Origin of the sequence: Achromobacter sp. GbtcB20 (assembly GCF_019091095.1) — a bacterium.
Classification (GTDB): domain Bacteria; phylum Pseudomonadota; class Gammaproteobacteria; order Burkholderiales; family Burkholderiaceae_B; genus Achromobacter; species Achromobacter mucicolens.
Genome location: NZ_JAGXJZ010000002.1, coordinates 342,923 through 360,245, shown reverse-complemented (window position 1 = coordinate 360,245; position 17,323 = coordinate 342,923). Strand labels below are relative to the sequence as shown.

Below are 17,323 nucleotides of genomic sequence, written 5' to 3'. Positions count from 1 at the left end.
TTCACAGCACGCTATCAGAGACGAATATGGCTATAGACGGCATTCTCAAGCAAGGGTTCATCACCACCAGCGCCGACAAGTTCCTGAACTGGGCGAAGACCGGTTCGATGTGGCCCATGACCTTCGGTCTGGCCTGTTGCGCGGTTGAGATGATGCATGCGGGCGCGGCCCGCTACGACCTGGACCAGTTCGGCATCATCTTCCGGCCCAGTCCCCGCCAGTCCGATCTCATGATCGTGGCCGGCACCTTGTGCAACAAGATGGCGCCGGCGCTGCGCAAGGTCTACGACCAGATGCCCGAGCCGCGCTGGGTGGTTTCCATGGGCTCCTGTGCCAATGGCGGCGGCTACTACCACTACTCGTATTCGGTGGTCCGTGGCTGCGATCGCATCGTACCGGTAGACGTCTACGTGCCGGGCTGCCCGCCCACGGCCGAGGCGCTGGTCTACGGCTTGCTGCAAATGCAGAACAAGATCCGTCTGACCAACACGATTGCGCGCTGATGCTTCGTCCGGTTCGCCGGCAGGCCTTTAGCCGCCGCGAACCTTGCGAAACCAGCGTATCGGTTCACCTAAGCGTACAAGATGATGACCAGGCTCGAATCCCTGAAAAACAATTTGCAGACCACCCTCGGCGCGGACATCGCGCTGACCGAGGCGCTGGGCGAGCTGACGCTCGAAGTGCCCGCGGAGCAGTGGTTCTCCGTCTGCAACAAGCTGCGCACCGAAGCCGGCCTGCGCTTTGAAACCTGTATCGACCTCTGCGGCGTCGACTACCTGACCTGGGGCAACGGCACGCGCCAGCTGCCCGAGGAAACGAACGTCCGCATCCACCGCTCGCGCTACGCGGTCGTGGCGCACCTGCTCTCCATCGAGAACAACTGGCGGCTGCGTGTGCGCACCTGGGCGCCCGACGACGAGTTTCCCATGGTCGCCTCTCTGATCGAGTGCTGGCCCGCGGTCGGCTGGTTCGAGCGCGAAGCCTTCGACCTGTACGGCATCGTCTTCGAAGGCCACCCGGACCTGCGCCGCATCCTGACCGACTACGGCTTCATCGGCCATCCCTTCCGCAAGGACTTCCCGCTGTCGGGCACCGTCGAAATGCGCTACGACCCCGAACAACGGCGCGTCATTTACCAGCCGGTCACGATCGATCCGCGCGAGATCACCCCGCGCGTGGTGCGCGAAGACACCTACGGCATGGGGCGTTGAATCATGGCAGACATCAAGAACTACACCCTGAACTTCGGTCCTCAACACCCGGCCGCGCACGGTGTGCTGCGCCTGGTGCTCGAGCTTGACGGCGAAGTCATCCAGCGCGCCGACCCGCATATCGGCCTGCTGCATCGCGCCACCGAAAAGCTGGCCGAACACAAGACCTACATCCAGGCGCTGCCCTACATGGACCGCCTGGACTACGTGTCCATGATGTGCAACGAGCACGCCTACGTCATGGCCATCGAAAAGCTGCTGGGCGTCGAAGCCCCGCTGCGCGCGCAGTACATCCGCGTGATGTTCGATGAAATCACCCGCCTCTTGAACCACCTGATGTCGCTGGGTTCGCACGCGCTCGACGTGGGCGCCATGGCGGTGTTCCTGTATGCCTTCCGTGAACGCGAAGACCTGATGGACTGCTACGAAGCGGTGTCGGGCGCGCGCATGCACGCGGCCTACTACCGTCCGGGCGGCGTCTACCGCGACCTGCCGGATTCCATGCCGCAGTACGGCGACTCCAGCAAGTACCGTGGCGACAAGGAAATCCGCGCCATGAACGACGCGCGTTCGGGCTCGCTGCTGGATTTCATCGAAGACTTCACCAACCGTTTCCCGGCCTGCGTCGACGAGTACGAAACGCTGCTCACCGACAACCGTATCTGGAAGCAGCGTCTGGTCGGCATCGGCGTGGTCGATCCCGATCGCGCCAAGGCGCTGGGCTTCACCGGCCCGATGCTGCGTGGTTCGGGCGTCGCATGGGACCTGCGCAAGACGCAGCCCTACGAAGTCTACGACCTGCTTGATTTCGACATCCCCGTGGGTGTCAACGGCGATTGCTACGACCGCTATCTGGTCCGCGTCGCCGAGATGCGCCAGAGCAACCGCATCATCCGCCAGTGCGTGGAATGGCTGCGCAACAATCCCGGCCCGGTCATGATCGAGAATCACAAGATCGCCCCGCCGTCGCGCACCGCCATGAAGACCAACATGGAAGAGCTGATCCATCACTTCAAGCTCTTCACCGAAGGTTTCCACGTGCCCCCGGGCGAGGCATACGCCTCGGTCGAGCATCCGAAGGGCGAATTCGGCTTCTATCTGGTGTCCGACGGCGCCAACAAGCCCTACCGCCTGAAGATTCGGGCGCCCGGCTTTGTCCACCTGCAATCGCTGGATGAAATGTCGCGCGGCCACATGATCGCCGACGCCGTCACCATCATTGGCACGCAGGACATCGTTTTCGGCGAGATCGATCGCTGATCATCCGCCCCAGACAGTCACGAGCACGCCCGCATAACCCGGATTCAAACTATGCTGCTTTCCGAACAGGCCTACCAGAAAATCGACCGTGAACTGGCCAAGTTCCCGGCCGACCAGCGGCAGTCCGCCATCATGGCCTCGCTTGCCATCGCGCAAGAAGAGAAGGGCTGGTTGGCTACCGAAGTCATCGAAGACGTGGCCAACTACATTGGCGTTCCGCCCATCGCGGTCCAGGAAGTCGCCACGTTCTACAACATGTTCGACGTCAAGCCCGTCGGCAAGAACAAGATCGCCGTCTGCACCAACTTGCCCTGTGCCTTGCGCGATGGCGACCGTGCCGGCGAATACCTCAAGCGCAAGCTGGGCGTCGACTACCGCCAGACCACCGAAGACGGCCAGTTCACCCTTGTCGAAGGCGAGTGCATGGGCGCCTGCGGCGACTCCCCCGTGCTGATCGTGAACAACAAGCATATGTGCGTGCGCATGACCGACGAGAAGCTGGACGCGCTGGTCGCGGCCCTCAAGCAGCAAGGAGAGTCGGCATGAATGCGCCTGACCTGTACAAGCAGTTCGCGCAGGGGCTGGACCCCAACCCCCTGAACGACCTGTCCAACTCGATGTGCCTGCACGGCCGGCACATGCAGCCGCAGATCATGGCCGACGTCGACGGCGCCAACTGGCGCCTGGCCGACTACGTCAAGCGCGGCGGCTACGAAGCCCTGAAAAAGATCCTCACCACCGGCATGAAGCCGGAAGACGTGATCGCCGAGGTCAAGGCGTCGGGTCTGCGCGGCCGTGGCGGCGCGGGCTTCCCCACCGGCCTGAAGTGGAGCTTCATGCCGCGCGCCTTCCCCGGCCAGAAGTACCTCGTCTGCAACTCCGACGAAGGCGAACCGGGCACGTTCAAGGACCGCGACATCCTGCGTTTCAATCCGCACATCGTGATTGAAGGCATGGCGATCGCGGCCTACGCCATGGGCATCAGCGTCGGCTACAACTACATCCACGGCGAAATCTTCGAAGTCTACGAGCGCTTCGAAGAAGCCCTGGAAGAAGCGCGCGCCGCCGGTTTCCTGGGCGACCGCCTGTTCGGTTCCGACTTCAGCTTCCAGCTGCACGCGTTCCACGGTTACGGCGCCTACATCTGCGGCGAAGAAACCGCGCTGCTGGAGTCGCTGGAAGGCAAGAAGGGCCAGCCGCGCTTCAAGCCGCCGTTCCCGGCCAGCTTCGGCCTGTACGGCAAGCCCACCACGATCAACAACACGGAAACGTTCGCGGCGGTGCCGTGGATCATCCGCAACGGCGGCCAGGCCTACCTGGAAGTCGGCAAGCCGAACAACGGCGGCACCAAGCTGTTCTCGATCACTGGCGACGTCGAACGTCCCGGCAACTACGAGATCCCGCTGGGCACCCCGTTCTCGACCCTGCTGGAACTGGCAGGCGGCATGCGCGGCGGCAAGAAGCTGAAGGCGGTCATTCCCGGCGGCTCGAGCGCCCCGGTCCTGCCCGCCGACATCATGATGGAATGCACGATGGACTATGACTCCATCGCCAAGGCCGGCTCGATGCTCGGCTCCGGCGCGGTGATCGTCATGGACGAGACGCGTTGCATGGTCAAGTCGCTGCTGCGTCTGTCGTACTTCTATTTCGAAGAAAGCTGCGGCCAGTGCACGCCGTGCCGCGAAGGCACCGGCTGGCTGTACCGCATGGTGCACCGCATCGAGAACGGTCAAGGCCGTCCGGAAGATCTGGAGCTGCTGGACAACGTGGCCGCCAACATCATGGGCCGCACCATCTGCGCCCTCGGTGACGCCGCCGCCATGCCCGTACGTGGCTTCCTCAAGCATTTTCGCGACGAATTCGCGCACCACATCGAGCACAAGTCTTGTGTGGTCCCGCAATATCTGTAGGTCTCAGGAACAGCAATGGTTGAACTAACCGTCGACGGCAACAAGGTCGAAGTGCCCGAAGGCAGCATGGTCATGCATGCCGCCCAGAAAGTCGGGCTTTACGTGCCGCATTTCTGCTACCACAAGAAACTGTCCATCGCGGCCAACTGCCGGATGTGCCTGGTTGAAGTGGAAAAAGCGCCCAAGGCGCTGCCCGCCTGCGCCACGCCCGTGACCAACGGCATGGTCGTCCACACCTGCTCGGAGAAGGCTCGCGCCGCTCAGAAGTCGGTGATGGAATTCTTGCTCATCAATCACCCCCTCGACTGCCCGATCTGCGATCAGGGCGGCGAATGCCAGCTGCAGGATCTGGCCGTGGGCTACGGCGGTTCTTCCTCGCGTTACCAGGAAGAAAAGCGCGTCGTGTTCCACAAGGACCTGGGCCCGCTGGTGTCGGCCGAGGAAATGTCCCGTTGCATCCACTGCACCCGCTGCGTGCGCTTCGGCCAGGAAATCGCCGGCGTCATGGAACTGGGCATGCTGGGCCGTGGTGAACACTCCGAGATCACGACCTTCGTTGGCCGTTCGATCGAGTCCGAACTGTCGGGCAACATGATCGACATCTGTCCGGTGGGCGCGCTGACCTCCAAGCCCTTCCGCTACAGCGCCCGCACCTGGGAACTGGCTCGCCGCCGTTCGGTCAGCCCGCACGACAGCCTGGGCGCCAACCTGGTCGTCCAGGTCAAGGGCGACCGCGTGATGCGCGTGGTGCCGTTCGAGGACGAAGCCGTCAACGAATGCTGGATCAGCGATCGCGACCGCTTCTCGTACGAAGGCCTGAACAGCGACGACCGCCTGTCCGCCCCGATGATCAAGGGCACCGACGGCAAGTGGCAGGAAGCCTCCTGGGCCGATGCCCTGCAGGCCGTGGCCCAAGGCCTGTCGCGCGTGCGTGACAGCTTCGGCGCCGGTCAGATCGGCGCCCTGGCGTCCGAATACGCCACGACCGAGGAATACGCGCTGCTGGGCCGCCTGGTCCGCGCGCTGGGTTCCGAGAACATCGACTTCCGCCTGCGTCAGACCGACCCGGCCTTCGACGCCGCGCTGACCGGCGCGCCGTGGCTGGGCATGCCCATCGCCGAACTCGACAACCTGGACCGCGTCCTGGTCGTCGGCTCGTTCCTGCGCAAGGACCACCCGCTGATGGCCCAGCGTCTGCGCCAGGCCGCCAAGCGCGGCACGCAGATCCTGATGGTCGACAGCGCCGCCGACGATCCCCTGATGCCCGTGACCGCGCGCATCACCGTGGCCCCGTCGGAACTGGCGCGCGCGCTGGCCGAAGTGGCCGTCGCGCTGGCCCAGGCCAAGGAACAGGCCGTGCCGGCCGAGTTCGCCTCGGTCACGCCGGGCGAAAACGCCAAGCTCATCGCCGCCAGCCTTGCCTCGGGCGCCAACACGGCCGTCCTGATGGGCAACCTGGCCGTCGCCAGCGCTCAGGCCACCACCCTGGCCGCCAACGGCCGCGCCGTGGCTGACCTGTCGGGCGGCAAGTTCGGCTTCCTGACCTCGGGCGGCAACACCGTCGGCGGCTACCTCGCCGGCGCCATCCCGGGCAAGGGTGGCAAGACCGCCGCAGCCATGCTCGCCGAACCACTCAAGGCCTACATCGTCCTGCACGCCGAGCCGCTGCTGGATGCCGACAACGGCCAGCAAGCCATCGCCGCGCTGCGCGGCGCGCAGTTCGCCGTCGCGCTCACGCCTTACCGTTCGGCCGCTGCCGAATGGGCGGACGTGATGCTGCCGGTGTCGCCGTTCACGGAAACCTCGGGCACGTTCGTCAACGCCCAAGGTCTGGCCCAGAGCTTCAAGGGCACGGTCACGCCGTTCGGCCAGACCCGTCCGGGCTGGAAGGTGCTGCGCGTGCTGGGCAACGTCCTGCATCTGGCCGGCTTCGACGACGAGACCTCCGAGTCCGTGCGCGACGCCGTGCTGGCCAGCGGCGTCGAAGGCCGCCTGTCCAACGACGTCAAGGCCCCGCTGGGTCTGGGCCAGGCCCTCACCGGCCTGGAACGCGTCGCCGATGTGCCGATCTACCGCACCGACGCCATGGTGCGCCGCTCGGAACCGCTGCAGGCCTCGCCGGCTTCGAAGAAGCCCGCCGCCGCCATGAACGGCCGTACCCTCACCAGCCTCGGCCTGACGGCCGGCGTCAAGGTGCGCGTCTCGGCCGGGCAGGGCGCCGTCGAACTGGAAACCGTGCAGGATGATGCCGTGGCCGATCGTGCCGTACGCATTTCCGCCGCCTTCGAAACTACCGCTGCCCTGGGTGGCGCATTTGGTCAAATCAGCGTGGAGCGTGCCTGATGGAATGGCTCAATGTTCTTGAAAGCCACGGTCAGGCATTGCTGGGCCCGACGGTCTGGATGGTCCTCTGGACCCTCATCAAGATCGTGGTCATCGCCGTGCCCATCATCCTGTGCGTGGCGTACCTGACGTACTGGGAGCGCAAGATGATCGGCGCCATGCACGTGCGCATGGGTCCGAACCGCGTCGGCTTCAAGGGGCTGCTGCAGCCTTTCGCAGACGTCTTCAAGCTGCTCACCAAGGAAGTCGTCGTTCCCAGCCAGGCCAACAAGGTGCTGTTCGTCGTGGCCCCCGTGGTCACGCTGATGCCCGCGCTGGCTGCCTGGGCGGTCGTGCCCTTCGGTCCCGACGTCGTGCTGGCCAACGTCAATGCCGGCCTGCTGTACATCATGGCCATCACGTCCATCGGCGTGTACGGCGTGATCGTCGCTGGCTGGGCGTCCAACTCCAAGTACGCGTTCCTGGGCGCGTTGCGCGCCTCGGCCCAGATGCTGTCGTATGAACTGGCCATCGGCTTCGTGCTTGTGACGGTGCTGCTGGTGTCGGGCAGCCTGAACATGTCCGAGATCGTCAACGTGCAGAACCGCGGCTGGTTTGCCGACAAGGGCCTGACGTTCATGTCCTGGAACTGGCTGCCGCTGTTGCCGCTGTTCGTGATCTACGTGATCTCGGCCGTCGCAGAAACCAACCGTCACCCGTTCGACGTGGTGGAAGGCGAATCCGAAATCGTGGCCGGCCACATGGTCGAGTACTCGGGCATGGCCTTCGCGCTGTTCTTCCTGGGCGAATACGCCAACATGATCCTGCTGTCGTGCATGGCGTCGATCATGTTCCTGGGCGGCTGGGCTTCCCCGATCGATATCGCGCCGCTGACCTGGATTCCGGGTTGGATCTGGCTGGGTCTCAAGACGTTCGTCGTGGTCTCGTTGTTCGTGTGGTTCCGGGCTTCGTTCCCGCGCTACCGCTACGACCAGATCATGCGTTTGGGTTGGAAAATCTTCATCCCGCTGACCGGCGTCTGGCTGGTCGTGGTGGCGATCTGGATGCAGACGCCCTGGAACATTTGGCGCTAAGCGCCAAGCAGAGGCAGGATATGGAAGCGATCAAGGATTTCTTCGGCAGCCTGATGCTGACCGAGTTGCTCAAGGGCATGCGCCTGACGGGCAAGTATTTCTTCAAGCGCAAGGTCACCTTGCGCTACCCCCAGGAAAAGACCCCTGCGTCGCCGCGTTTCCGCGGCCTGCACGCGCTGCGCCGCTACCCCAACGGGGAAGAGCGCTGCATCGCGTGCAAGCTGTGCGAAGCCGTGTGCCCGGCGCTGGCGATCACGATCGAGTCGGATCAGCGCGACGACGGCACCCGCCGCACGACGCGCTACGACATCGACCTGACCAAGTGCATCTTCTGCGGCTTCTGTGAGGAAAGCTGCCCCGTGGACTCCATCGTGGAAACGCATATCCACGAATACCACGGCGAAAAGCGCGGCGACCTGTATTTCACCAAAGACATGCTGCTCGCCGTGGGCGACCGCTACGAAGCCGACATCGCCCGCCGCCGGGCCGAAGACGCGCCTTACCGCTGAAGCCCAGGGTCTGATCCATGACTTTTACCACTGTCCTTTTCTACATACTGGCCGCCGTGCTGGTGATCGCGGCCTTCCGCGTGATCACCGCGCGCAGCGCGGTCACCGCCGTTCTGCACCTGATCCTGGCGTTTGCCAACGCGGCCATGCTCTGGATGCTGCTGGGCGCCGAGTTCCTCGCGCTGCTGCTGGTGCTGGTGTACGTGGGCGCCGTGATGGTGCTCTTCCTCTTTGTCGTGATGATGCTCGACATCCGCATGGACACCCTGCGCCAGGGCATGAAGACCTACCTGCCGCTCGGCCTGGTCATCGGTCTCGTGCTGGTGCTGGAAGTGTCCTTCGTGCTGGGCACCATCTGGTACGGCTCCGGTCCGCAGGCGCAACTGCCCAGCGACTACAACAACGCCCGCGCGCTGGGCGAGGCGATGTACACGCAGTATGTCTACGCCGTTGAAGTGGGCGCCGCGCTGCTGCTGGTCGGCATGGTTGCCGCAATCGCGCTGACCCTGCGCCGCCGCCGCGACGTGAAGTACAACGACCCGGTCGCCGCTGTTCGCGTGCGTGCGAAGGACCGCTTCCGCATGGTGAGCATGCCCGCCCAGAGCGAGCGCGCCCAGGCCAAGCGTGACGCGTCGAACGGTGCCGCGCCCCAAGGAGAAAAACAATGACGCTGACGCTGGCCCACTATCTGATCCTTGGCGCAATCCTGTTCGCCATCGGGATCTTCGGCATCTTCCTGAACCGCCGCAACCTGATCATTCTCCTGATGTCCATCGAGCTCGTGCTCCTGGCCGTCAACATGAACTTCGTGGCGTTCTCCAGCTGGTTCGGCGACACCGCCGGCCAGGTGTTCGTGTTCTTCATCCTGACCGTGGCCGCCGCCGAAGCGGCGATCGGCCTGGCCATCCTGGTGCTGCTGTTCCGCAACCTGAACACGATCAACGTTGACGAACTCGATCGCCTGAAGGGCTGACGGGGTATTGGAAGAAAATGTCTAGCTCACCCAATCTCTACCTGCTCATCGCGCTGGCGCCGCTGGCCGGAGCAATTCTCGCGGGCCTTTTCGGCACCGGGTTCCTGGGCCGTCCCATCGGCCGCCGCGCCTCGCACGTCATCACCATCCTGGGCGTGCTCATCTCCGCCATCGGTTCGGTGGTGGTGCTGGGCGACGTGCTGAACGGCCTGCGCTTCGATGGCGCGGTCTACACCTGGAGCCTGATCGGCCAGACCAAGCTGGAAATCGGCTTCCTGATCGATCCGCTGTCGGCCATGATGATGGTCGTGGTGACCTCCGTGTCCCTGATGGTGCACATCTACACCATCGGCTACATGGCTGACGATCCCGGCTACCAGCGCTTCTTCTCGTACATCTCGCTGTTCACGTTCTCCATGCTGATGCTGGTGATGTCGAACAACATGGTGCAGCTGTTCTTCGGCTGGGAAGCGGTGGGCCTGGTGTCCTACCTGCTGATCGGTTTCTGGTACACGCGCCCCACGGCGATCTTCGCCAACATGAAGGCGTTCCTGATCAACCGCGTCGGCGACTTCGGTTTCGTGCTGGGCATTGGCCTTCTGTTCGCCTACGCCGGCACCATGCACTACGGTGAAGTCTTCGCGCAGGCCGACAAGCTGGCCGGCATGACGCTGCCGGGCTCCGACTGGATGCTGCTGACGGTGGCATGTATTTGCCTGTTCATCGGCGCCATGGGCAAATCGGCCCAGGTTCCGCTGCACGCCTGGCTGCCCGACTCGATGGAAGGCCCGACCCCGATTTCCGCGCTGATCCACGCCGCCACCATGGTGACGGCCGGCATCTTCATGGTCGCGCGTTTCTCGCCGCTGTTCGAACTGTCGGATACCGCGCTGTCGTTCATCATCGTGATCGGCGCCATCGGCGCGCTGTTCCTGGGCATCCTGGGCATCATCCAGAACGACATCAAGCGGGTCATTGCGTATTCCACGCTGTCGCAGCTGGGCTACATGACTGTCGCGCTCGGTGCGTCGGCCTACTCGGTCGCGATCTTCCACCTGATGACGCACGCGTTCTTCAAGGCGCTGCTGTTCCTGGGTGCGGGTTCGGTCATCATCGGCATGCACCACGACCAGGACATCCGTAACATGGGCGGCCTGCGCAAGTACATGCCCATCACCTGGATCACCTTCCTGCTGGGCACGCTGGCGCTCGTCGGCACGCCGTTCTTCTCGGGTTTCTACTCGAAGGAAAACATCATCGAAGCCGCCGGCCAGGCCAACGTCTGGGGCGCTAGCTTTGCCTACTATGCCGTGCTGATCGGCGTGTTCGTCACGTCGCTGTACTCGTTCCGCGTGTACTTCCTGGTCTTCCATGGCAAGGAACGCTTCGACACCAGCGACCACGGCCACGGCCATGACGCGCACGGTCACGACGATCACGGCCATGACGACCACGGCCATGGCCACCACGGCGGCAAGCCGCACGAGTCGCCCTGGGTCGTCACGCTGCCGCTGATCCTGCTGGCCATTCCGTCGGTGTTCGTCGGCGCCTGGGCGGTCGACCCGATGGTGTTCGGCAAGTTCTTCGACGGCGTCATCAAGGTGCTGCCGCAGCAGCATCCCGCCATGCACGTGCTGAGCGAGGAATGGCACGGCTGGGTCGCCTACGGCCTGCATGCCTTCCAGACCCTGCCGTTCTGGCTGGTCGTCGCTGGCTTCGTCATCTCGTGGTACTGCTACCTGATCAACCCCAAGGTGCCGGCCGCCATCAAGGCCAACCTGTCGGGCGTGAACAAGATCCTCGAGAACAAGTACTACGTCGACTGGTTCAACGAGCAGGTCATCGCGCGCGGTCTGCGCTGCCTGGGCCGCGGCCTGTGGCAGACCGGTGATCGCGGCATCATCGATGGCATCCTGATCAACGGCAGCGCCCGTGTCGTGGGCTGGGTGGCAGCCGTCAGCCGCCACCTGCAGTCCGGCTTCATCTATCACTACGCGTTCGCAATGATCATCGGCGTCATGGCGCTGGTGACTTTCTTTGTGCTGATTCCCCAATGATGGCAAGCGAGATGGCATCCAACACTTTTCCCTGGCTCACGCTTGCGATCTTTGTCCCGATCGTATTCGGCCTGCTGGTGCTGGCGGTGGGCCGTGACGACCGTCCCGGCCTGACGCGCGGCCTGTCGCTCGTCGGCGCGATCGCCGGCTTCCTGGTCACGATTCCGCTCTACACCGGGTTCGATTCCTCCACGGCCGCCATGCAGTTCGTGGAGAAGACCTCCTGGATCGAGGCCTTCAACGTCAATTACCACCTGGGCATCGACGGCATCTCGATGTGGTTCGTGCTCCTGACCGCGTTCATCACCATCATCGTGGTGTTGGCCGGCTGGGAAGTCATCACGAGCCGCGTCGCGCAATACATGGCCGCCTTCCTGATCCTGTCGGGTCTGATGGTGGGCGTGTTCTGCGCGCTGGACGGCATGCTGTTCTACGTGTTCTTCGAAGCCACGCTGATCCCGATGTACATCATCATCGGTGTCTGGGGCGGACCGAACCGCGTGTATGCGGCGTTCAAGTTCTTCCTGTACACCCTGATGGGTTCGCTGCTGACGCTGGTCGCGTTCGTCTACCTCTGGAATGTCTCGGGCGGTTCGTTCGACATCCTGACCTGGCAGCAGACCAAGCTGGGCTACACCCCGCAGATCCTGATCTTCGTGGCGCTGCTCGCGGCTTTCGCGGTCAAGGTGCCGATGTGGCCGGTTCACACGTGGTTGCCGGATGCCCACGTGGAAGCGCCCACGGGTGGCTCCATCGTGCTGGCCGCGATCATGCTGAAGCTGGGCGCCTACGGTTTCCTGCGCTTCTCGCTGCCGATCGCGCCTGACGCCTCGCACAGCCTGGCCGGCCTGATGATCACGCTGTCGCTGATTGCCGTGATCTACATCGGTCTGGTCGCGATCGTGCAGGACGACATGAAGAAGCTGGTGGCCTATTCGTCGGTCGCTCACATGGGCTTTGTCACGCTGGGCTTTTTCATCTTCAACACGGCCGGCGTCGAAGGCGCCATCGTGCAGATGATCTCGCACGGCTTCGTGTCGGGCGCCATGTTCATGTGTATTGGCGTGCTCTATGACCGCATGCACTCGCGCCGCATCGCCGACTACGGCGGCGTGGTCAACGTGATGCCGCGCTTTGCCACGTTCTTCATCCTGTTCTCGATGGCCAACAGCGGCCTGCCGGCCACCAGCGGCTTCGTCGGCGAATTCATGGTGATCATGGGCGCTGTCGAGCACAACTTCTGGATCGGCCTGCTGGCAGCTACTGCCCTGATCCTGGGCGCGGCGTATTCGCTGTGGATGGTCAAGCGCGTCGTCCTGGGCGATGTCGCCAACGACCACGTGCGCGAGCTGACCGATATCAACCGCCGCGAATTCGTGATTCTTGGCGTGATGGCGATCGCCGTGTTGTACATGGGGATCTATCCCAAGCCCTTTACCGACGTCATGCACGTGTCGGTCGAGGCCCTGCTGCAACACGTTGCCGTCTCGAAACTGTAAGACAAGACAATGATGCAATCCCAAATCGATTTCGCCTTGGCGACACCGGAAATCCTTCTGCTGATTTTCGGCCTGGCTATCCTGCTCATCGACGCGGTCAGCAATCACCCCGAGCGCAAGCCGACGTTTCTGCTGACCATGCTTGCCCTGGGCGTGCTGACCGTCGTGTCGGCCGTGCAGTGGAAGAACGGCGTGGCTGGCTCGACGTTCAACGGCCTGTACGTCACGGACGAGCTGTCGCACCTGCTGAAGATCGCTTCGTACCTTGCCGTCGGCGTCACGCTGATCTACGGCCGCGTGTATGCGCAGGTTCGCGACATGGTGCGCGGCGGCGAACTCTACGTGCTGACGCTGTTTGCCCTGCTGGGCCAGATGGTCATGATCTCCTCCGGGAACCTGATCTCCATCTACCTGGGTCTGGAGCTGATGTCGCTGGCGCTGTACGCGCTGATCGCCCTGCGCCGCGACAACGTCGTGGCCACCGAAGCCGCCATGAAGTACTTCGTGCTGGGCGCGCTGGCCTCGGGCTTCCTGCTGTACGGCATGTCCATGATCTATGGCGCGACGGGTCACCTTGACCTGACCGAAGTGTCCAACGTCATCGCCGCCGGCAAGGCCGAGAAGATGGCGCTGGTGTTCGGCGTCGTGTTCCTGGTGTCGGGCCTTGCGTTCAAGCTGGGCGCCGTTCCGTTCCACATGTGGGTGCCGGACGTCTACCAGGGTTCGCCCACCGCCGTCACGCTGATTCTGGGCGGCGCGCCCAAGCTGGCCGCTTTTGCGATCACGCTGCGCCTGCTGGTCGACGGCCTGCACGGCCTGGCCTCCGACTGGCAGCCGATGCTGATGATCCTGGCGGTGCTCTCGCTGGCCATCGGCAACCTGACCGCCATTGCCCAGACCAACTTCAAGCGCATGCTGGCTTACTCGACCATCTCGCACATGGGCTTCGTGCTCCTGGGCCTGATGTCGGGGTCGGTGGCCGGCAAGCCGGAACTGTCGTCGGCCGCCTACGGCGCCTCGCTGTTCTACATGCTGACCTACGTGCTGACCACGCTCGCCAGCTTCGGCATCGTGCTGCTGCTGTCGCGCCAGGGCTTTGAATGCGAGCACATCGACGACCTGAAGGGCCTGAACCGCCGCAGCCCGTGGCATGCCGCCATCGTGCTGCTCCTGATGTTCTCGCTGGCCGGCATCCCGCCGCTGGTGGGCTTCTACGCCAAGCTGGCCGTGCTGCAGGCGCTGGTTTCCGCCGGCCACGTGACGCTGGCGGTGGTCGCGGTGCTGTTCTCGCTGATCGGCGCGTTCTACTACCTGCGCGTGGTCAAGGTCGTCTACTTCGACGAACCGGCGGCCGACGCCGCCCCGATGGTGGCCACGGCCGGCCAGCGCGGCGTGCTGTCGATCAACGGCGCCTTGATCCTGGTGCTGGGTCTGTTGCCGGGTGGCCTGATGGCCCTGTGCGTGCAGGCCATCCGCTCGTCGCTGAGCCTCTAAGGAACGGATAACAGCCATGAACCAGACGCTGGCGGTGTGGCTGTTGATCGCGCTGGCGCTTGTCAGCGCGAATCTTCCTTTCCTGACCGAGCGCGTCTTCGCCGTGCTGCCCTGGAAGCAGGGTGGGGCGGCGGCGGTCAAGCCGTTCTGGTTGCGGCTGGTCGAGGTGCTGGTGTTCTACGCCATCGTTGGCGCGCTGGGCTTTGCGTTCGAGTCCACGCTGGGCAACCGCTTCGCCCAGACCTGGGAGTTCTACGCCATCACGCTCAGCCTGTATCTGGTGCTGGCCTATCCTGGATTCGTGTACCGGTACCTCTTCAAGCGGCATCCTCGCCTTCGGGTCTGAGTCCTGCCCAGCACAAAATAGCGCCCCGATTTCGGGGCTTTTTTTTTGTCCTGCGCATGCCGGCAGGGGCTTGTGACGCTTCCGGATCCCACCATTGATCTGCCCCCGATTCGAATCTCCGACCGTTTCGCATTTGCGGCAGATCAACTCTGTTGTTTTTTCATCTTTTAGATCATCAACAGCCTGTCATTCAGGTTTCATTCAGCGTCACGGTTCAGAATCGCAAACGACAAAAAACAAGAATCGTTGCTATTTACATTCTGGAGAAGCTGGATTGAAGCCCCAAGATTCGTATTCGCTGAATACGCTCGCCACGTCGCTGGCTGCTGCGATTGCCGCCCCTGCGTTGTTCGTCAGTCCCTATGCCGCAGCGCAGTCCGCTGACAGCGGCGTGACGCAGTTGTCGCCCGTCCGCGTGGAGGGCGAAAGCTCGGCGTACCAGACGTCGACCGCGCAATCTCCCAAGATGACGGCGCCGTTGCTGGACACGCCGCGCACGGTGCAGGTTGTGCCGCAGCAGGTGATCCAGGATCAGGCGGCATCCACGCTGCAGGACGTGCTGCGCAACTCGCCGGGGATCACCTTCGGCGCGGGTGAGGGCGGCCGTCCGGGCGGTGACCTGCCCATCATTCGCGGCCAGAATTCGGCAGGCAGCATCTTCCTGGACGGCATCCGCGACAGCAGCACGCAGGTGCGCGATACCTTCAATCTGGAGCAGGTCGAGATCATCAAGGGACCGGATTCGGTGTACTCCGGCCGCGGCGGCGCGGGCGGCAGCATCAACATGGTCAGCAAGACGCCAAAGGCCACGGACTTCACCGAAGCCACGGCGCAGATCGGCACGGACAACAACTACCGCGCCACGATCGACAGCAACTGGCGGTTGGGCGAGAAGGCGGCCTTCCGCCTGAATGTGATGGGCAACAAGGGCGACACGCCGGGCCGCGATGACGCAGTGGACTTCGAGCGCTGGGGCGTGGCGCCGTCGCTGATGCTGGGCGTGGGCACGCCGACGCGCATCACGCTGAGCTACTACCACTACCAGGACGACAGCATGCCCGATTACTCCATTCCGTATGACCCGAAGTCGGGTCAGCCGGTGACGGAGACCATGGGCGTGGGCCGCAAGTCGTTCTATGGCCTGACCGGCCGCGATTTCATGAAGACCCGCGATGATGTCGCTACCGTGGACTTCCAGCACGACTTCTCGGACAAGCTACAACTGCGCAACGTAACGCGCTATGGCCGCGGCACGACCGATTTCGCGGCGACCAATCCCGACGACAGCAAGGGCAACATCCCGAACGGGCTGGTGTATCGCGCGCTCAAGTCGGGCTACTACGTCACCAAGACGTTCGCCAACCAGACGGACCTGACGGGCGAATTCGAGACCGGCAGCCTGAAGCACTCGTTCGACCTGGGCTTCGAGTACAGCAACATCAAGCAGGACAAGGACAGCTACACCCAGACGATCGCCCGGGGCCCGATGAACTGCAAGGTCAGCGCCACGGACCTGTCGAACCCGGCGCTGTGCACGTCGCTGTGGGATCCGAATCCCCACGACGACTACACCGGCAAGCTGACCCGCAACAACAACCCTGCCGTCTACAACACGGACACGCTGGCCCTCTACGGCTTTGACACCATCAAGTTCAATGAACAGTGGCAAGCCAGCCTGGGCGCACGGTGGGACAACTACCGCACCAGCGGCAGCAACATCGCGCGCGGCCGCAACGATCCGTCCAGCACCCCCGCGTTCTACAGCACGAGCCGTGAGGACAACCTCTTTAACTACCAGGTCGGCCTGGCGTACAAGCCCGTGCCCAACGGCACGATCTACGCGACCTACGGCACCTCGTCGACGCCGTCCGCCATTGCTGGCGGAGCGATCAGCGATGCGACCTCGCTGTCGACGTCTTCGCTGGAACCGGAAAAGAGCCGCACGGTGGAGCTGGGCACGAAGTGGCAGGTGTTCGATGACAAGCTGACGCTGTCGGCCGCGGCGTTCCAGGACATCCGCAAGAACACCAGCGTGGCGGTGTCGGCGACCGAAGTGGCGCAAGTGGGCGAAGCCAAGGTGCGCGGCATCGAGCTGGGATTCTCGGGCGCCATCACGCCGAAGTGGAATGTGTTCGGCGGCTACACCTTCATGGACAGCGAAATGACCAAGGGCGCCTACAACAGCGGCGCCGTCGGCCAGGACCTGCCCAACACGCCGCGCAACGCCTTCAGCCTGTGGACGACCTACAAGGTCCTGCCCAAGCTGACGGTCGGCGGCGGCGCGTACTACGTTGACAAGGTGTACGGCAACTCGGACGCCACGAAGAACGCCGACGGCACGCCCAAGGCGCGCTGGGTGCCGTCGTACTGGCGCTTCGACGCGATGGCCGGCTATGAGTTCAACGAGCACTTCTCGGCGCAGTTGAACGTGCTGAACATCTTCGACGAAACGTACTACACCAAGGCCTACGCCGCGCACTACGCGGCGCTGGGCACGGGCCGGGCGGCGCTGCTGTCCCTGCGCGTGCGGTACTGATGGCGGGGCGCCGCGACAGCGGCGCCTGCCTGCATGAAAAAAGCCACCTCGTTGCTGAGGTGGCTTTTGCGTTTGGGCGGTGGCTGGCGTGCGTTGCAGCGCGGTGTGAGCA

At 63.7% G+C, this 17,323-nt stretch carries 15 protein-coding genes; all 15 read left to right on the top strand.

The genetic code is table 11. The annotated features are described in order from the left end of the window. Positions 1-26 precede the first annotated feature (26 nt). Positions 27-503 carry an NADH-quinone oxidoreductase subunit B family protein gene (locus KVT32_RS04420; protein WP_006217960.1) on the top strand — a complete coding sequence of 159 codons (477 nt, stop codon included), beginning with the start codon at positions 27-29 and terminating at the stop codon, positions 501-503. Positions 504-584: 81 nt separating this feature from the next. Continuing rightward, a complete protein-coding gene (locus tag KVT32_RS04415; protein WP_217617750.1) occupies positions 585-1,211 on the top strand; it encodes an NADH-quinone oxidoreductase subunit C in 627 nt (208 codons plus the stop codon). A gap of 3 nt (positions 1,212-1,214) precedes the next feature. Then, a complete protein-coding gene (locus KVT32_RS04410) occupies positions 1,215-2,471 on the top strand; it encodes an NADH-quinone oxidoreductase subunit D (protein WP_217617749.1) in 1,257 nt (418 codons plus the stop codon). Positions 2,472-2,522: 51 nt separating this feature from the next. Further along, entirely contained in the window at positions 2,523-3,017 is a 495-nt protein-coding gene (gene nuoE / locus KVT32_RS04405) for an NADH-quinone oxidoreductase subunit NuoE (RefSeq protein ID WP_056321718.1), read from the top strand. Next, positions 3,014-4,381 (top strand): NADH-quinone oxidoreductase subunit NuoF, encoded by a 1,368-nt coding sequence (gene nuoF / locus KVT32_RS04400; protein ID WP_056321720.1) that lies wholly within the window; start codon positions 3,014-3,016, stop codon positions 4,379-4,381. Before nuoE ends, nuoF begins: the two co-directional genes overlap by 4 nt. A gap of 15 nt (positions 4,382-4,396) precedes the next feature. Next, a complete protein-coding gene (gene nuoG, locus KVT32_RS04395) occupies positions 4,397-6,724 on the top strand; it encodes an NADH-quinone oxidoreductase subunit NuoG (protein ID WP_217617748.1) in 2,328 nt (775 codons plus the stop codon). Continuing rightward, positions 6,724-7,797, top strand: coding sequence for an NADH-quinone oxidoreductase subunit NuoH (nuoH, locus tag KVT32_RS04390; RefSeq protein ID WP_056321725.1), 1,074 nt, complete (start codon positions 6,724-6,726; stop codon positions 7,795-7,797). The genes nuoG and nuoH overlap by 1 nt, the downstream gene beginning before the upstream one ends. Positions 7,798-7,817: 20 nt before the next feature. Further along, entirely contained in the window at positions 7,818-8,306 is a 489-nt protein-coding gene (nuoI, locus tag KVT32_RS04385) for an NADH-quinone oxidoreductase subunit NuoI (protein WP_008161196.1), read from the top strand. Between the two features lie 17 nt (positions 8,307-8,323). Continuing rightward, positions 8,324-8,974, top strand: coding sequence for an NADH-quinone oxidoreductase subunit J (locus KVT32_RS04380; RefSeq protein ID WP_062840512.1), 651 nt, complete (start codon positions 8,324-8,326; stop codon positions 8,972-8,974). Then, complete coding sequence (nuoK, locus tag KVT32_RS04375; protein WP_006217969.1) at positions 8,971-9,279, top strand: NADH-quinone oxidoreductase subunit NuoK; 309 nt, start codon at positions 8,971-8,973, stop codon at positions 9,277-9,279. The genes KVT32_RS04380 and nuoK overlap by 4 nt, the downstream gene beginning before the upstream one ends. A 17-nt stretch (positions 9,280-9,296) precedes the next feature. Next, on the top strand, positions 9,297-11,336 hold the full coding sequence (gene nuoL / locus KVT32_RS04370; RefSeq protein WP_217617747.1) for an NADH-quinone oxidoreductase subunit L: 2,040 nt from the start codon (positions 9,297-9,299) through the stop codon (positions 11,334-11,336). Next, positions 11,333-12,835 carry an NADH-quinone oxidoreductase subunit M gene (locus tag KVT32_RS04365; protein WP_056321733.1) on the top strand — a complete coding sequence of 501 codons (1,503 nt, stop codon included), beginning with the start codon at positions 11,333-11,335 and terminating at the stop codon, positions 12,833-12,835. Before nuoL ends, KVT32_RS04365 begins: the two co-directional genes overlap by 4 nt. A 9-nt stretch (positions 12,836-12,844) precedes the next feature. Next, positions 12,845-14,329 (top strand): NADH-quinone oxidoreductase subunit NuoN, encoded by a 1,485-nt coding sequence (gene nuoN / locus KVT32_RS04360; RefSeq protein WP_217617746.1) that lies wholly within the window; start codon positions 12,845-12,847, stop codon positions 14,327-14,329. A 16-nt stretch (positions 14,330-14,345) separates the two neighbouring features. Beyond that, positions 14,346-14,675, top strand: a complete 330-nt coding sequence (locus KVT32_RS04355) for a DUF2818 family protein (protein ID WP_152383669.1) — start codon at positions 14,346-14,348, stop codon at positions 14,673-14,675. 274 nt (positions 14,676-14,949) lie between these two features. Beyond that, entirely contained in the window at positions 14,950-17,211 is a 2,262-nt protein-coding gene (locus KVT32_RS04350; protein ID WP_152383670.1) for a TonB-dependent siderophore receptor, read from the top strand. The last annotated feature ends 112 nt before the right edge of the window (positions 17,212-17,323 follow it).